The sequence below is a fragment of the Shewanella mesophila genome, from assembly GCF_019457515.1.
Taxonomy (GTDB): Bacteria; Pseudomonadota; Gammaproteobacteria; order Enterobacterales; family Shewanellaceae; genus Shewanella; species Shewanella mesophila.
Window position 1 is genome coordinate 1,162,028 of record NZ_CP080421.1, and the last position, 14,892, is coordinate 1,176,919.

Consider the following 14,892-nt stretch of genomic DNA (forward strand, 5'->3'; position numbering starts at 1 on the left):
AAAATTCCGCGCGAAATTAATTGAATAAATGAGAGTACTATCATTATGTCTGACAAGTTCACCACAATTGAACAGCATGCTAGCTACGGTGTCGGTCGCCAATTAGGCGAGCAATTAGCGGCAAACTCTTTTGAAGGTATTGATATTTCAGCGGTTCAAGTTGGTCTATCTGATGCTTTTGAAGGTAAAGAGAGCGCTGTTTCTATGCAAGATCTTCAAACTGCCTTCACTGAAATCAGTCAGCGTATCCAGAAGGTACAAGAAGCAGCAGCAGCAGCTGCATCTGCGGAAGGTGATACTTTCTTAACTGAGAACCAAAAGCGTGATGGCGTTATTACCTTAGAGTCAGGTCTTCAATACGAGATCATTACCGAAGGTAATGGCGATAAGCCTGGTTACGACTCAACAGTTCGTACTCACTACCACGGTACTTTCATCAGCGGTGACGTTTTCGATAGTTCAGTACTACGTGATCAACCAGCCGAGTTCCCTGTATCGGGTGTTATCGCTGGCTGGACTGAAGCGCTACAACTAATGCCTGTTGGGTCTAAGTGGAAGCTTTATGTTCCTCATCACCTTGCTTATGGCGAGCGCGGCGCTGGTGCATCTATCCCACCTTATTCAGCCTTAGTGTTTGAAGTTGAATTGCTCGACATACTATAATCAAAAAGCCTAAGCCGTTGCTTAGGCTTTTTTTTGTAACTTGTTTCTAATAGCAAGCTATAAAGTCATTTTTAGACAGCCTGTATAGGCAAAGCAAATGAAGTGCAGGGAGACGTGGATGACAGAGCAAGTAAGGGTCGCTATTACTGGTGGCAGTGGTCGTATGGGTCGCACTCTTATTGAATCGGCAAAGCTGAGTAGCAACATCTTTTTAGGTGCGGCGATTGAGCGAGCGGGTTCAACGTTGATTGGGGTTGACGCGGGCGAGTTAGCTGGTGTTGGTGCAATGAATGTTGCTATAACGGATTCCCTCGATCTTGCTGTCGATGATTTTGATATTCTTATTGATTTTACCTCACCTGAAGCGAGCGTGGTTCACACTGACTGGTGTGCCCGTAATGGTAAAGCCATTGTGATCGGTACAACGGGTTTTAATCATGCTCAAAAAGAGCAGATAGCTGCTTATGCTGAGACCACTCCAATTGTGATGGCGCCTAATATGTCTGTAGGCGTTAACTTGATGTGGCGTCTGCTTGAGTTAACGGCTGAGGTGATGGGCGATTATACCGATATTGAGATTATTGAAGGCCATCATCGTCATAAGAAAGATGCACCGTCGGGAACCGCACTCAAGATGGGTGAGGTCATTGCTGAAGTGCTAGGTCGTGATCTAGAAAAGTGCGCGATTTATGGTCGTGAAGGGATCACTGAAGAGCGCTCACGTGAAACCATTGGTTTCTCAACGATCCGTGCAGGTGATTTAGTGGGTGAGCATACCGCTATGTTTGCCGATATTGGCGAACGTTTAGAGATCACTCATAAAGCATCGAGTAGGATGACTTTTGCAAATGGTGCAATGCGTGCTGCATTTTGGCTTGGTGAACAAGCCCCAGGACTTTATGACATGCAACAGGTCTTAGGCCTGAAAGATTAGTATTTAAAAAAACGCCGATATGGCGTTTTTTTTTATGGAAAAACACCGTTTATCTATAGACGAAATGATATTTCACCTATAGAATTGACGGAATTTGTCAAAATTTCGTATTTAAGCGAAAGTTGGTATCTTAAAAGTAAAATAAAACCCTATTATACAATGGCTTGGCTCTTTTCGGAGGTCGCGTTGACAAAGTCTGCCTTACTCGTACTCGAAGATGGAACCGTATTTACTGGCACTGCAATTGGTGCTGATGGACTGGCAGTTGGTGAAGTTGTTTTTAACACTTCCATGACTGGTTACCAAGAAATTCTTACGGATCCTTCCTATTCTCGTCAAATCGTTACTTTAACTTATCCCCATATTGGTAACACTGGAACCAATAGTGAAGATGTTGAATCTGATGCCGTTCATGCATGCGGGTTAATCATTAGAGATCTTCCTCTAATAGCAAGTAACTTCAGAAATCAGCAATCCCTAAGCGATTACTTGAAAGCTAACAATGTCGTAGGTATTGCCGATATCGATACGCGTAAATTAACGCGTGTTTTAAGGGAAAAAGGGGCACAGGCTGGCGCAATTTTAGTCGGTGATATGGATGAAGCTAAAGCGCTCGAAGCGGCTAAAGCTTTCCCTGGATTAAAAGGCATGGATCTCGCCAAAGAAGTGACCACAGATAAACAATATCAGTGGCGCAGTGGTAGCTGGCGTTTAGTTGGTGGTTTACCTGACGATACTCCAGAATCAGAGTTGAAGTTTAAGGTCGTCGCTTATGACTACGGTGTTAAACGCAATATTTTACGCATGCTGGTTGACCGTGGTTGTGATGTGACTGTCGTTCCCGCACAAACACCTGCGAGTGAAGTACTGGCGATGAACCCAGATGGTGTGTTTTTATCAAACGGCCCAGGTGATCCAGAGCCATGTGATTACGCCATTAGCGCGATTCAAGATATCTTGAAAACTGATATTCCAGTGTTTGGGATCTGCTTGGGTCACCAATTACTGGCATTGGCTTCAGGTGCAAAAACCTTAAAGATGAAGTTTGGCCATCACGGTGCTAACCACCCTGTGAGCAATATTGAGCTAGGTAATGTGATGATCACCAGCCAAAACCACGGTTTTGCTGCTGATGAAGCAAGTTTGCCTGCCAACATCAAAGTGACCCATAAATCACTGTTTGATGGTTCGTTGCAAGGCATCCATCTTACCGATAAGCCTGCGTTTAGCTTCCAGGGTCACCCTGAAGCGAGTCCAGGTCCTCATGATGCGGCCCCATTGTTTAATCACTTTATTGAGTTGATTGAACAGTATCGTCACAACGCTAAGTAGTCCGGGAGAAGGTTTAAGCAATGCCAAAACGTACAGATATAAAAAGTATTCTAATCCTGGGCGCTGGCCCGATTGTGATTGGTCAAGCATGTGAGTTTGATTACTCTGGAGCTCAGGCCTGTAAAGCCCTGCGTGAAGAGGGTTACCGAGTTATTTTGGTTAACTCAAACCCTGCGACTATTATGACTGACCCTGAAATGGCCGATGCAACCTATATCGAGCCTATTCATTGGGAAGTTGTGCGCAACATTATCGCCAAAGAGCGTCCAGATGCTATTTTACCAACCATGGGTGGTCAAACAGCGTTGAACTGTGCTCTTCGCTTGGAAAGCGAAGGCGTGCTGGCTGAATTTAATGTCGAGATGATTGGCGCGACCGCCGATGCAATCGATAAGGCTGAAGATCGTAGCCGCTTCGATGAAGCAATGAAAGCGATTGGTCTTGAGTGCCCGCGTGCAGGTATTGCTCGTAGCATGGAAGATGCTTATGGCGTACTTGAACAAGTGGGATTCCCTTGTATTATTCGCCCATCATTTACCATGGGTGGTAGCGGCGGTGGTATCGCCTATAACAAGGAAGAGTTTGAAGAGATCTGTTCTCAAGGCCTAGAGCTTTCACCAACCACCGAGCTGCTTATCGATGAGTCGTTAATTGGTTGGAAAGAGTATGAGATGGAAGTGGTTCGTGACCGTAACGATAACTGTATTATCGTGTGTTCAATCGAAAACTTCGATCCAATGGGTGTCCATACTGGTGATTCAATCACAGTTGCTCCAGCACAGACGTTAACCGATAAAGAGTATCAGTTGATGCGTAATGCATCACTAGCAGTGCTGCGTGAGATCGGTGTTGAAACTGGTGGCTCTAATGTTCAGTTTGGTATCAATCCTGTTGATGGCCGTATGGTTATCATCGAGATGAACCCTCGCGTATCGCGTTCATCGGCATTGGCATCTAAAGCTACGGGTTTCCCAATTGCTAAGATCGCAGCAAAACTTGCAGTTGGCTTCACCCTTGATGAACTAAGTAACGATATTACTGGAGGCGCAACACCTGCGTCATTCGAACCAGCTATCGATTACGTAGTAACTAAGGTTCCGCGCTTTAACTTTGAAAAGTTTGCTGGCGCAAACGACCGTCTAACCACTCAGATGAAGTCTGTAGGGGAAGTGATGGCCATTGGTCGTACTTTCCAAGAGTCGCTGCAGAAAGCGCTTCGTGGCCTTGAGGTTGGTGTAAACGGTTTCGATCCAATTATCGACATCGAAGATAATGATGCGCTGTCTCGTATTCGCCACGAGCTTAAAGAACCTGGCGCTGAGCGTATTTGGTATATTGCCGATGCATTCCGTGCCGGCCTTAGCTTAGAAGATATCTTTAAGCTGACCAATATCGACTCTTGGTTCCTCGTTCAAATTGAAGAGCTGCTTACATTAGAGACACAAGTTAAAGAATCTGGCATGTCTAGCATGGATAAGGATTTCTTATACAAGCTTAAGCGTAAAGGTTTCGCCGATTCACGTCTTGCTGCACTATTAGGTGTTAGCGAGTCTGAGATGCGTAAACTGCGTTATCGCCATGAAATCTACCCAGTTTATAAGCGTGTAGACACCTGCGCGGCTGAGTTCTCTACTGATACGGCTTATATGTACTCTACTTATGAAGAAGAGTGTGAGGCTAATCCAACAAATCGTGACAAGATCATGGTCATTGGTGGTGGTCCAAACCGTATTGGTCAAGGTATTGAGTTCGATTATTGCTGTGTGCATGCGGCGCTAGCGCTTCGTGAAGATGGCTTTGAAACCATTATGGTTAACTGTAACCCAGAGACAGTATCAACCGACTATGACACATCAGACAGACTGTATTTCGAATCAATCACACTAGAAGATGTGCTTGAAATCGTGCGTATCGAAAAGCCCAAAGGCGTTATCGTGCAGTATGGTGGTCAAACACCACTTAAACTGGCTCGTGACTTAGAGGCAGCAGGTGTACCGATTATTGGTACTAGTCCAGATGCCATCGACCGGGCAGAAGACCGTGAGCGTTTCCAGCAAGCGATTCAACGTCTAGAGATGAAACAGCCAGAAAACGATACTGTGACTACAGTTGAGGGCGCAGTCATTTCTGGTGAACGTATCGGCTATCCATTAGTGGTTCGCCCATCTTATGTACTTGGTGGCCGCGCAATGGAAATTGTATACGATGAGCAAGATTTGCGTCGTTACTTTAACGAAGCGGTGAGTGTCTCTAACGCATCACCTGTATTGCTTGACCGTTTCTTAGATAATGCGACCGAAGTCGATATCGATGCCATTTGTGATGGTAAAGATGTTGTCGTCGGCGCCATCATGGAGCACATTGAGCAGGCAGGCGTTCACTCAGGCGATTCAGGTTGTTCACTACCTCCATATACGCTAAGTCAAGCGATCCAAGATGAGATGCGTGAGCAAGTAAGAAAGCTTGCAATGGAGCTTGGTGTCGTTGGTTTAATGAACGTGCAGTTTGCGGTTCAAGATAACACCATCTACATGATTGAGGTTAACCCTCGCGCCGCTCGCACCGTGCCATTTGTATCGAAAGCGACTGGGGTACCACTTGCTAAGATTGCGGCGCGCGTCATGGCGGGTCAATCACTTGAAGAGCAAGGTTTCACTGAAGAAGTGATCCCACCTTTCTATTCGGTGAAAGAAGTGGTGTTGCCATTTAATAAGTTCCCAGGTGTCGACCCATTACTCGGCCCTGAAATGCGCTCTACAGGTGAAGTGATGGGCGTGGGTGATACCTTTGCCGAAGCTTATGCTAAAGCGCAACTTGGTGCGACATCAGAAGTGCCTAAGTCGGGTCGTGCCCTCTTGTCTGTTCGCAATAGCGACAAGAACCGCGTTGCCGATTTGGCGGCTAAGTTGATAGAGCTTGGTTACGAAATCGATGCTACTCACGGCACTGCTGTTGTGTTAGGCGAAGCGGGCATTAATCCTCGTCTCGTGAACAAGGTGCACGAAGGGCGTCCTCATATTCTTGATCGTATCAAGAATGATGAGTACACCTATATCGTCAATACGACAGAGGGTCGTCAAGCAATTGAAGATTCTCGTCAATTACGCCGCGGCGCTCTGCGTTACAAGGTTAATTACACTACAACCTTGAATGCGGCGTTTGCAACCTGTATGGCACATGCGGCAGATGATCGTACCAATGTGACATCGGTACAAGAGCTGCACAAACGCATTAAAGGCTAATACAATCATTAGCTTTAAAAGGCCGCGTAAGCGGCCTTTTTTTATTCGTAAATATAAGTGATGTGGTCACTAATCTAATGGGGTATTCGCTCTTCTTAGTTGTCGTACTGGCATATCGATGTGGGACGAAAAACACAGTTCTTTCAATGTTAATGTTATCTCTGCGTGATTCATTAGCATCTAACGCAATCCCAGTATAGAATAGATCCATTCCATGCTTTCTTTATACTTAGTCAGTGGCCTTTATCTGGTCAGGCTGGCTAGGATGCTTTTGTTTTAAGGAGACGATCGTTCCTATGAATAAGGTTCCGATGACAGTTGTTGGTGCAGAACAACTACGTAAAGAGTTAGATTTTTTAAAGTTTGATAAGCGCCCTAAGATTGCTGAAGCTATCGGTATCGCAAGAGAGTTGGGCGATCTGAAAGAAAACGCTGAGTACCATGCTGCTCGAGAAGAGCAGGGACTATGTGAGGCTCGTATACGAGACATCGAAGGTAAACTGTCGAATGTGCAAATTATCGATGTCACTAAGATGGAAAATACGGGGCGAGTGATCTTTGGCACCACTGTGACTATCTTAAATCTCGATACCGAAGAAGAATCTAAATATCGCATCGTGGGCGAAGATGAGGCTAATATCAGAGAGAATTTGATTTCGGTGTCATCACCAATAGCGAGAGGTTTAGTGGGCAAATCCGAAGGTGACGAGGTGACTATCTCTACACCAGGCGGTGTGACCGACTTTGAAATTACAGCGGTTGAATATATCTAAACCATTTTCAGGACAAGACTCGTAAACTAAAAAGCCGCTAATTGATAGCGGCTTTTTTATGTGGCAAATAGAATTACTTTGCTCTTGGAATGGCAATCTTCATTTCTGGAGATTGACGAAAAAGGACCAATACGTGACCGATTAGCTGTACTTTTTCAGCTTGGGTTTCGCGTACGATGGCGTCAACGACTGCATTTTTTAGCTCTCTGTCACCAGAGGCCACTTTCACTTTGATTAATTCATGATGAGAGAGTGCATTATCAATTTCAGCCAGTACACCTTCAGTCAGACCATTGGAACCAAGCTGTACAACAGGCTTTAAGTTATGTGCTAAGCCCTTTAAGTGCTGTTTTTGTTTGGTTGTTAAGTTCATTTCTACCAACTTTATGCTGAGTTACTGTTGAAAAACCGCTATTCTACCCTCATATAGCCTTTGTGTAACTTATATTTGTTGCGGATTTTAAATGTCAGGTAAAAAACGAACAGCTAGTTCCTCTCGCTGGATGCAGGAACATTTCGATGATCACTATGTAAAGTTATCGCAAAAACGAGGGTTACGTTCGCGTGCCGCGTTTAAAATCGAAGAGATACAACAGAAAGATAAACTTATCCGTCCCGGCATGACTGTCGTAGATTTAGGGGCTGCGCCTGGTGGATGGTCACAGATCGCAGTCAAATTGGCTGGAGACAAGGGCAAGGTTATCGCTTGCGATATTTTACCTATGGATCCCATCGTTGGTGTCGACTTTCTGCAAGGCGACTTTCGTGAAGAGAAAGTGCTTGATGCCTTACTTGAAAGAGTTGGCGATGCTAAAGTTGATGTTGTACTTTCTGATATGGCGCCTAATATGAGTGGTACAGGTGGTGTGGATCAACCGCGCGCCATGTATTTGGTAGAACTAGCGTTAGATATGTGTCATCAAGTGTTGGCACCTAATGGTAGTTTTGCTGTTAAAGTCTTTCAGGGGGAGGGCTTTGACGAATATATGAAGGCGGTAAAAGAAGCATTTACTACCGTTAAAACACGAAAGCCAGACTCTTCGCGACCGCGTTCGCGTGAAGTCTATCTTGTGGCGACAGGATACAAGTTGTAGTAACCTAACGTCAGTAACCGCAAGACTGTATGAGGTCTAGTAATTTTGAGTGATATGGCAAAAAATTTAATTCTCTGGGTTGTCATCGCCGTTGTGCTGATGTCAGTGTTTCAGGGTTATTCCCCCTCTTCATCAAATTCGTTGAAGATGGATTATTCCGCATTCTTGGACGATGTTCGTTCAGGGCAGATTAATGCTGTCGAAGTTAAAAGCGACCAACGTACCATTGAGGGTACAAAACGAACGGGTGAAAAATTCACTACGATTATGCCTATGTATGATCAAGATTTGATTAATGATCTTGACCGCAAAGGCGTGACCATGAAGGGACAAGAAGCCGAAGAATCTGGCTTCTTAACTCAGATCTTCATCTCTTGGTTCCCTATGCTACTGCTTATCGGTGTGTGGATATTCTTCATGCGTCAGATGCAAGGCGGCGGCGGAAAGGGCGCGATGTCATTTGGTAAGAGTAAAGCCAAATTAATGGGTGAAGACCAGATCAAGACGACTTTTGGCGACGTTGCAGGTTGTGATGAAGCTAAAGAGGACGTTAAAGAACTGGTGGATTACCTCAGAGAGCCAACCAAATTCCAAAAGCTAGGCGGTCGCATTCCTACTGGTGTGTTACTCGTTGGGCCTCCAGGTACAGGTAAAACCCTACTCGCAAAGGCGATTGCTGGTGAAGCTAAGGTACCTTTCTTTACTATATCTGGTTCAGATTTTGTTGAGATGTTTGTCGGTGTTGGTGCATCACGTGTGCGTGACATGTTTGAGCAAGCAAAGAAATCAGCGCCGTGTATCATCTTTATCGATGAAATTGATGCTGTAGGCCGCCAACGTGGTGCCGGTGTCGGTGGTGGTCACGATGAGCGTGAGCAAACATTGAACCAGATGCTCGTCGAGATGGATGGTTTTGAAGGCAATGAAGGTATTATCGTTATTGCTGCGACTAACCGCCCAGACGTACTTGATGCAGCATTGCTGCGTCCTGGTCGTTTTGACCGTCAAGTGGTTGTTGGATTGCCTGATGTGCGCGGTCGTGAACAAATTCTTAAAGTGCATATGCGCAAAGTGCCATTAGCCGATGATGTTAAGGCGAGTGTGATTGCACGTGGTACGCCAGGTTTCTCTGGTGCGGATTTGGCCAACCTTGTTAACGAGGCTGCGCTATTCGCTGCGCGTGGAAATCGCCGCGTTGTTGGAATGGAAGAGTTTGAAAGTGCTAAAGATAAGATCATGATGGGCGCTGAGCGTCGCACTATGGTGATGTCTGAAGACGAGAAAGAGATGACCGCCTATCATGAAGCAGGTCATGCGATTGTGGGCTGCTTAGTACCAGAGCATGATCCTGTGCATAAGGTGACTATCATTCCACGTGGTCGTGCGTTGGGTGTTACTTTCTTCCTACCTGAAGCTGACGCCATCAGCCAGAGCCGAAGAAAGCTTGAGAGTCAGATCTCTGTGGCTTACGGTGGACGCCTCGCTGAAGAGCTTATCTATGGCAGCGAACGCGTATCGACCGGTGCTTCACAAGATATTAAGTATGCGACTTCTATTGCGCGTAACATGGTAACTCAGTGGGGCTTCTCTGAAAAACTTGGTCCTGTGCTTTATGCTGAAGATGATAACGAAGTTTTCCTCGGACGCAGCATGGGTAAATCACAGCATATGTCTGATGAGACTGCCAAAGTGATTGATGATGAAGTTAAGATGATTATCGATAGTAACTATGACAGAGCCAATAAGTTCCTGACTGATAATATGGATATTCTTCATGCGATGAAAGATGCGCTTATGAAGTATGAGACTCTTGATTCGACTCAGATAGACGATCTTATGTCTCGCCGAGAAGTTCGTGCTCCAGCTGATTGGAATTTGGACGAAAATGGCAGTAATGGCGATCATAAAGGTGGCAAAGAAGCTGAAGCGGATGTTAAGGCTGACGATGCTGGTGTTGTAGAGCCTCTGAACGAAGCATCAACTCCAAGCGATAATAAAGGTGTTGATGAGTCTCCAGTGACCAAATAACTTGGTTTATTGAATTCGCGCGTACTAAAAATAATAGAAAACCCCGAAAGGGGTTTTCTCGTTTAAGACTGGTTAGTTCAATAAATCACTAGTTCGATTTTTTGAAAAGGATCATATCAATCCTGTTGATCACCGAATAATTCTTCATCGTCGAAATGCGTTTTTATCCTGTGGTAAATCATGTCATCAGGATATCTTGTTATTTCAATTGATGATTCAGCCTATTGTTGATTGTTGTCGAGGAAAATCTTTTGCAGTTAGTTAGCGGACAGAAAAAAATATTGCTCAATCGCCCACATGTTATGGGGATTTTGAATGTGACACCTGACTCATTTTCTGATGGTGGTCAACACAATAGCTTCGAGCGTGCCTGTCGGCACGCAGATGCAATGGTCTCCCAAGGCGCCAGTTTTATCGATATTGGTGGTGAGTCAACTCGGCCAGGTGCCGCCGATGTTACTCTTGAACAGGAGTTAGATAGGGTTATTCCACTAGTCGAATATGTCAGTGCAAATCATGATGTATGGATATCGGTCGATACAAGTAAGCCGAAAGTGATGCAAGAGGCGGTTGATAATGGCGCTCACCTTATTAATGATGTTAGGGCACTGCAGGAACCTGGCGCCTTAGCCACCGCAGCCAAGCTGAACGTACCTATTTGTTTAATGCATATGCAGGGGCAACCAAGAACTATGCAGCAATCGCCAGCGTATGGTGATATCGTTGTGGATATTGTGCAGTTTTTTGATGCGCGGATTAAAGCATGTGAAGCACAAGGCATCGACCGTTCTCAGATTATCTTAGATCCAGGCTTTGGTTTTGGTAAAACACTTGCTAACAATTATGAATTGCTGAATCGATTGGCTGAATTTAACTGTTTTGAGCTCCCCTTGTTAATCGGGCTTTCAAGAAAGAGTATGATAGGGCAACTTTTACAAGCCGATGTTAATGAGCGCTTAGCGGGTAGTCTAGCCGCTGCAATGTTAAGTGTTCAGCAAGGAGCAAATATTCTTCGTGTGCATGATGTCAAAGAGACAGTCGATATGCTTAAAGTGATGCACGCAACCACTCATTTTGAGTCGCTATAACGCGGTCATAATAACACTTTTGTAAATGTAGACGTCCTTACTATGGGCGTAAGAGGTTAACATCGTGAGAAAATTTTTTGGTACCGATGGCATTCGGGGCAAGGTGGGTTCTGGGAAAATGACACCAGAACTGGCGTTAAAATTAGGTTGGGCTGCAGGTCGTGTGCTTTCACGCTCAGGTACCAACAAAGTCATCATCGGCAAGGATACGCGGATTTCTGGTTATCTATTCGAATCGGCAATGGAGGCCGGTCTGTCGGCGGCAGGGTTGAATGTTATGCTAATGGGGCCAATGCCAACGCCCGCAGTCGCTTATCTTACGCGTACTTTTAGAGCTGAAGCAGGGGTGGTGATCAGCGCATCTCATAATCCCTATTATGATAACGGCATAAAGTTCTTCTCAAGCGATGGCAGCAAATTAGATGATGCCATCGAGCTCGAAATAGAGGCAGAGCTTGAAAAACCGCTCACCTGCGTAGAATCTCATCTATTAGGCAAAGTCTCCCGTATAGAAGATGCTCCTGGTCGATACATTGAGTATTGCAAAGGTAACTTTCCCGCAGATCATACACTTAAGGGGTTAAAGATTGTGGTTGATTGCGCTCATGGCGCAACTTATCACATTGCGCCTAACGTGTTTAGAGAGCTGGGCGCCGACGTTGTTGTGATTGGTACAGCGCCTAATGGGATCAATATTAACCATGAAGTGGGCGCTACTTCGATGGGTAAAATTCGTGAAACCGTCATTGCCGAAAAGGCTGATTTAGGTATCGCGCTCGATGGTGATGGCGATCGTATTATGATGGTTAATCGACACGGCAAGGTTATCGATGGGGACGAAATTCTTTATATTCTGGCCTGTGATGCCCAAGACCGAGGTATCTTACAAGGTGGGATCGTCGGAACTTTAATGTCCAACTTAGGCTTGGAGTTAGCCCTAAAAGCGCGTGATATTCCGTTTGCGAGATCTAAAGTTGGCGATCGTTATGTGATGGAACTGCTTAAGAAAAACGCATGGCGAATTGGTGGGGAGAACTCGGGTCACATACTCAATCTTGATCATGGAACAACAGGTGATGGCATCGTTGCTGGGATCCTTGTCCTCGCCGCAATGTGTCGTAAGAAGGCGACACTCGAAGAGTTAACCGAAGGGATAAAGATGTTACCTCAAGTCTTGGTGAACGTTCGCTTCGAAGGTAATCATAATCCGCTTGCGGCAGAAAGTGTTTTAGCCGCACAAGCTGAGGTTGAGAAGCAGCTTGGCGAGCGTGGTCGTGTTCTATTGCGAAAATCAGGAACCGAACCGCTTATCCGTGTCATGGTGGAGGGTGATGTAGCTAGCGATGTGACTCATCATGCGAACGTTATCGCCGATGCGATAAGAGCGTTAGTTTAGGTCGATTATTATTTTTGAATAACAGGATTTAATCTTCCCATGGTTAAATCCTGTCCTTTATCGATGAATTAAGGATAAAAAGTAGACGGGTAGACGGTTTATCGCAAAAATTCGGTATTTAGGTATTGTAAGTTAACAAGTGGTTCGCTATTATTCACGCCGCTTTCAGGAGGAGACAGTGATGGCACTTAGACGTCCAATGGTCGCTGGGAACTGGAAAATGAATGGCACGGCGCAATTAGCGCAAGAGCTATTTACCAAGTTCGCTAATAAGCTTCAAAATGATTCTGCGGAAGTAGTCTTATGTCCGCCTAGTATATTTCTAGAAAGTGTACGTCAGCAGCTAGATGCTAACAAAGAAGCCTTAAATGGTTGTCTTGTCCGGATGGGCGCACAAAACCTTAGTCAACATGAGTTTGGTGCTTATACTGGTGAAGTGTCTGGGCAGATGTTGTCAGATTCAGGATGTCGATATGTTATTATTGGTCACTCCGAACGTCGTCGTATGTACGGCGAGACAAGCGATATAGTGGCGGAGAAGTTCGCCGCAGCACAAAAGCACGGTTTGACCCCAATACTCTGTGTTGGTGAGTCTGGTCCGGCTCGTGAAGCAAGACGCACCTTTGAGGTGATTGCTGAAGAGTTAGACGTGGTCATTGAAAAAAATGGCACCATGGCTTTTGATAACGCGATTATCGCCTACGAGCCTTTATGGGCAGTGGGTACAGGTAAGAGCGCTACGCCAGAGCAGGCACAGGAAGTTCATGCGTTTATTCGCAAACGCCTCTCTGAAGTTTCTCCATTTATTGGGGAGAATATCAGGATTTTGTACGGTGGTAGCGTAACACCGAGTAATGCAGCAGATCTATTTGCTCAGCCTGATGTAGATGGTGGACTGATAGGCGGTGCAAGCTTAAACTCTACCGAGTTTTTAAGTTTATGTTCGATAGCAATGAGCGCATAAAATATGTACGAAGTTCTAATGGTTATTTACTTGTTGGTCGCATTAGGTCTAATTGGCTTAATCCTAATCCAGCAAGGTAAAGGTGCTGACATGGGAGCCTCTTTCGGCGCCGGTGCATCAGCAACATTATTTGGATCAAGTGGTTCAGGTAATTTTTTAACACGTTCTACCGCTGTTTTAGCGATTGCGTTTTTCGCTTTAAGTTTAACCATTGGTAACTTAAGCGCTAACCATGCTAAGAGTGAAGATTCGTGGAAAGATTTAGGTGCTGATGCAGCCGCTGTTACTCAACCAGTAACCGATACTGCACCAGATACCCAAAAGTCAGAAGATAAGATTCCTGACTAATACAACTTAATCATCGATTAAGTTGGGCTAAAACAAAGTATGATTGTTGGTGCCAGTTTTAAACACTGAGATTATTCCTCAATTATCTCGTTAAGGTGTAAACAGCGAAGAAAGTAAGATCACATGCGGATGTGGTGGAATTGGTAGACACGCCATCTTGAGGGGGTGGTGAGCTATGCTCGTGGGGGTTCAAGTCCCCCCATCCGCACCAAATCTTAGAATAGTTATTGGCTAGTCTGAGTGTAATAAAGTCTGTTAGTTAATTGGCTTTATTCTTGCAAATATTGATGAGTATCAATATAATTGCAGCAGTTGACGCGGGGTGGAGCAGTTTGGTAGCTCGTCGGGCTCATAACCCGAAGGTCGTCGGTTCAAATCCGGCCCCCGCAACCAGCTTCTCAGTGATGGATTTATCCATTTCTGATACAGGTTCTGAATGCTATGACCTCGTGATTACGGGGTTTTTTGTTATCTGGACTTTTGAAATATCGTCTTTTGGCGATGTCGTACTGGGCTTTAGGCCCTTTTTTGTTTTTCGGGGGGTAACCTTGGCAACTTTAGAAAGTAAACTGGAACAAATGCTTATCGCACCAGTTGAAGCATTAGGCCACAGTCTTTGGGGCATTGAATTTATTCAAGCAGGCAAGCACTCAGTTTTGCGCGTATATATAGATAATGAGAAAGGTATCTTTATTGATGATTGCGCAGATGTTAGTCGTCAAGTTAGTGCCGTGCTTGATGTTGAAGATCCCATATCAACCGAATATACATTAGAAGTTTCTTCGCCTGGTGTAGATAGGCCGCTATTTAATGCGGCGCAATATGCGCTTTACATCGGCGAGACTGTAAAGGTTCAATTGACTATGCCTGTTGCTGGTAGTCGTAATTTAAAAGGTACCGTCACTGGTGTTGAGGGGCAGATGCTTACTCTAACCGTTGATGGCAACGAACTGATTATTGCCTTGGATAACATCCGTAAAGGCAATTTAATCGCTAAGTTTTGATGGATTCAAGGTGAACGAGGCAAGAG

The 14,892-nt window shown here is 45.1% G+C and carries 13 protein-coding genes and 2 tRNA genes; 14 read left to right on the forward strand and 1 reads right to left on the reverse strand.

Annotated elements, in window-relative coordinates:
- Positions 1–45: 45 nt before the first annotated feature.
- From bamJ to greA, 5 genes are all read left to right on the forward strand, one after another.
- Positions 46–663 (forward strand): BamJ family beta-barrel-assembly machinery protein, encoded by a 618-nt coding sequence (bamJ, locus tag K0I73_RS05230; protein ID WP_220063456.1) that lies wholly within the window; start codon positions 46–48, stop codon positions 661–663.
- Between the two features lie 118 nt (positions 664–781).
- Positions 782–1,597 (forward strand): 4-hydroxy-tetrahydrodipicolinate reductase, encoded by an 816-nt coding sequence (dapB, locus tag K0I73_RS05235; protein WP_220063457.1) that lies wholly within the window; start codon positions 782–784, stop codon positions 1,595–1,597.
- A gap of 159 nt (positions 1,598–1,756) precedes the next feature.
- Positions 1,757–2,929: a glutamine-hydrolyzing carbamoyl-phosphate synthase small subunit gene (carA, locus tag K0I73_RS05240; RefSeq protein WP_220063458.1), complete on the forward strand. Its 1,173-nt coding sequence runs from the start codon at positions 1,757–1,759 to the stop codon at positions 2,927–2,929.
- 20 nt (positions 2,930–2,949) lie between these two features.
- Positions 2,950–6,171: a carbamoyl-phosphate synthase large subunit gene (gene carB / locus K0I73_RS05245; protein ID WP_220063459.1), complete on the forward strand. Its 3,222-nt coding sequence runs from the start codon at positions 2,950–2,952 to the stop codon at positions 6,169–6,171.
- Positions 6,172–6,467: 296 nt separating this feature from the next.
- The gene (gene greA, locus K0I73_RS05250; protein ID WP_220063460.1) at positions 6,468–6,944 is read left to right on the forward strand and encodes a transcription elongation factor GreA; all 477 of its coding nucleotides are present in this window, start codon (positions 6,468–6,470) and stop codon (positions 6,942–6,944) included.
- 73 nt (positions 6,945–7,017) lie between these two features.
- Here greA and yhbY read toward each other — a convergent pair whose 3' ends face one another.
- Positions 7,018–7,317, reverse strand: a complete 300-nt coding sequence (yhbY, locus tag K0I73_RS05255; RefSeq protein ID WP_110458246.1) for a ribosome assembly RNA-binding protein YhbY — start codon at positions 7,315–7,317, stop codon at positions 7,018–7,020.
- A 91-nt stretch (positions 7,318–7,408) separates the two neighbouring features.
- Here yhbY and rlmE point away from each other — a divergent pair, with 91 nt between their 5' ends.
- The 9 genes from rlmE (at position 7,409) to rimP (ending at position 14,866) form a co-directional block, all read left to right on the forward strand.
- Positions 7,409–8,038 (forward strand): 23S rRNA (uridine(2552)-2'-O)-methyltransferase RlmE, encoded by a 630-nt coding sequence (rlmE, locus tag K0I73_RS05260; RefSeq protein ID WP_220063461.1) that lies wholly within the window; start codon positions 7,409–7,411, stop codon positions 8,036–8,038.
- Positions 8,039–8,083: 45 nt separating this feature from the next.
- Positions 8,084–10,066 carry an ATP-dependent zinc metalloprotease FtsH gene (gene ftsH / locus K0I73_RS05265; protein ID WP_286670427.1) on the forward strand — a complete coding sequence of 661 codons (1,983 nt, stop codon included), beginning with the start codon at positions 8,084–8,086 and terminating at the stop codon, positions 10,064–10,066.
- A 302-nt stretch (positions 10,067–10,368) separates the two neighbouring features.
- Positions 10,369–11,154 (forward strand): dihydropteroate synthase, encoded by a 786-nt coding sequence (gene folP / locus K0I73_RS05270; protein ID WP_220064270.1) that lies wholly within the window; start codon positions 10,369–10,371, stop codon positions 11,152–11,154.
- A 64-nt stretch (positions 11,155–11,218) separates the two neighbouring features.
- Entirely contained in the window at positions 11,219–12,550 is a 1,332-nt protein-coding gene (gene glmM / locus K0I73_RS05275) for a phosphoglucosamine mutase (protein WP_220063463.1), read from the forward strand.
- Between the two features lie 181 nt (positions 12,551–12,731).
- Positions 12,732–13,514 carry a triose-phosphate isomerase gene (gene tpiA, locus K0I73_RS05280; protein WP_220063464.1) on the forward strand — a complete coding sequence of 261 codons (783 nt, stop codon included), beginning with the start codon at positions 12,732–12,734 and terminating at the stop codon, positions 13,512–13,514.
- 3 nt (positions 13,515–13,517) lie between these two features.
- Positions 13,518–13,862 carry a preprotein translocase subunit SecG gene (gene secG, locus K0I73_RS05285; protein WP_220063465.1) on the forward strand — a complete coding sequence of 115 codons (345 nt, stop codon included), beginning with the start codon at positions 13,518–13,520 and terminating at the stop codon, positions 13,860–13,862.
- Between the two features lie 125 nt (positions 13,863–13,987).
- Positions 13,988–14,073 (forward strand) — tRNA-Leu (locus tag K0I73_RS05290).
- Positions 14,074–14,178: 105 nt separating this feature from the next.
- Positions 14,179–14,255 (forward strand) — tRNA-Met (locus K0I73_RS05295).
- A 155-nt stretch (positions 14,256–14,410) separates the two neighbouring features.
- Positions 14,411–14,866, forward strand: a complete 456-nt coding sequence (rimP, locus tag K0I73_RS05300) for a ribosome maturation factor RimP (RefSeq protein ID WP_220063466.1) — start codon at positions 14,411–14,413, stop codon at positions 14,864–14,866.
- Positions 14,867–14,892 lie beyond the last annotated feature (26 nt).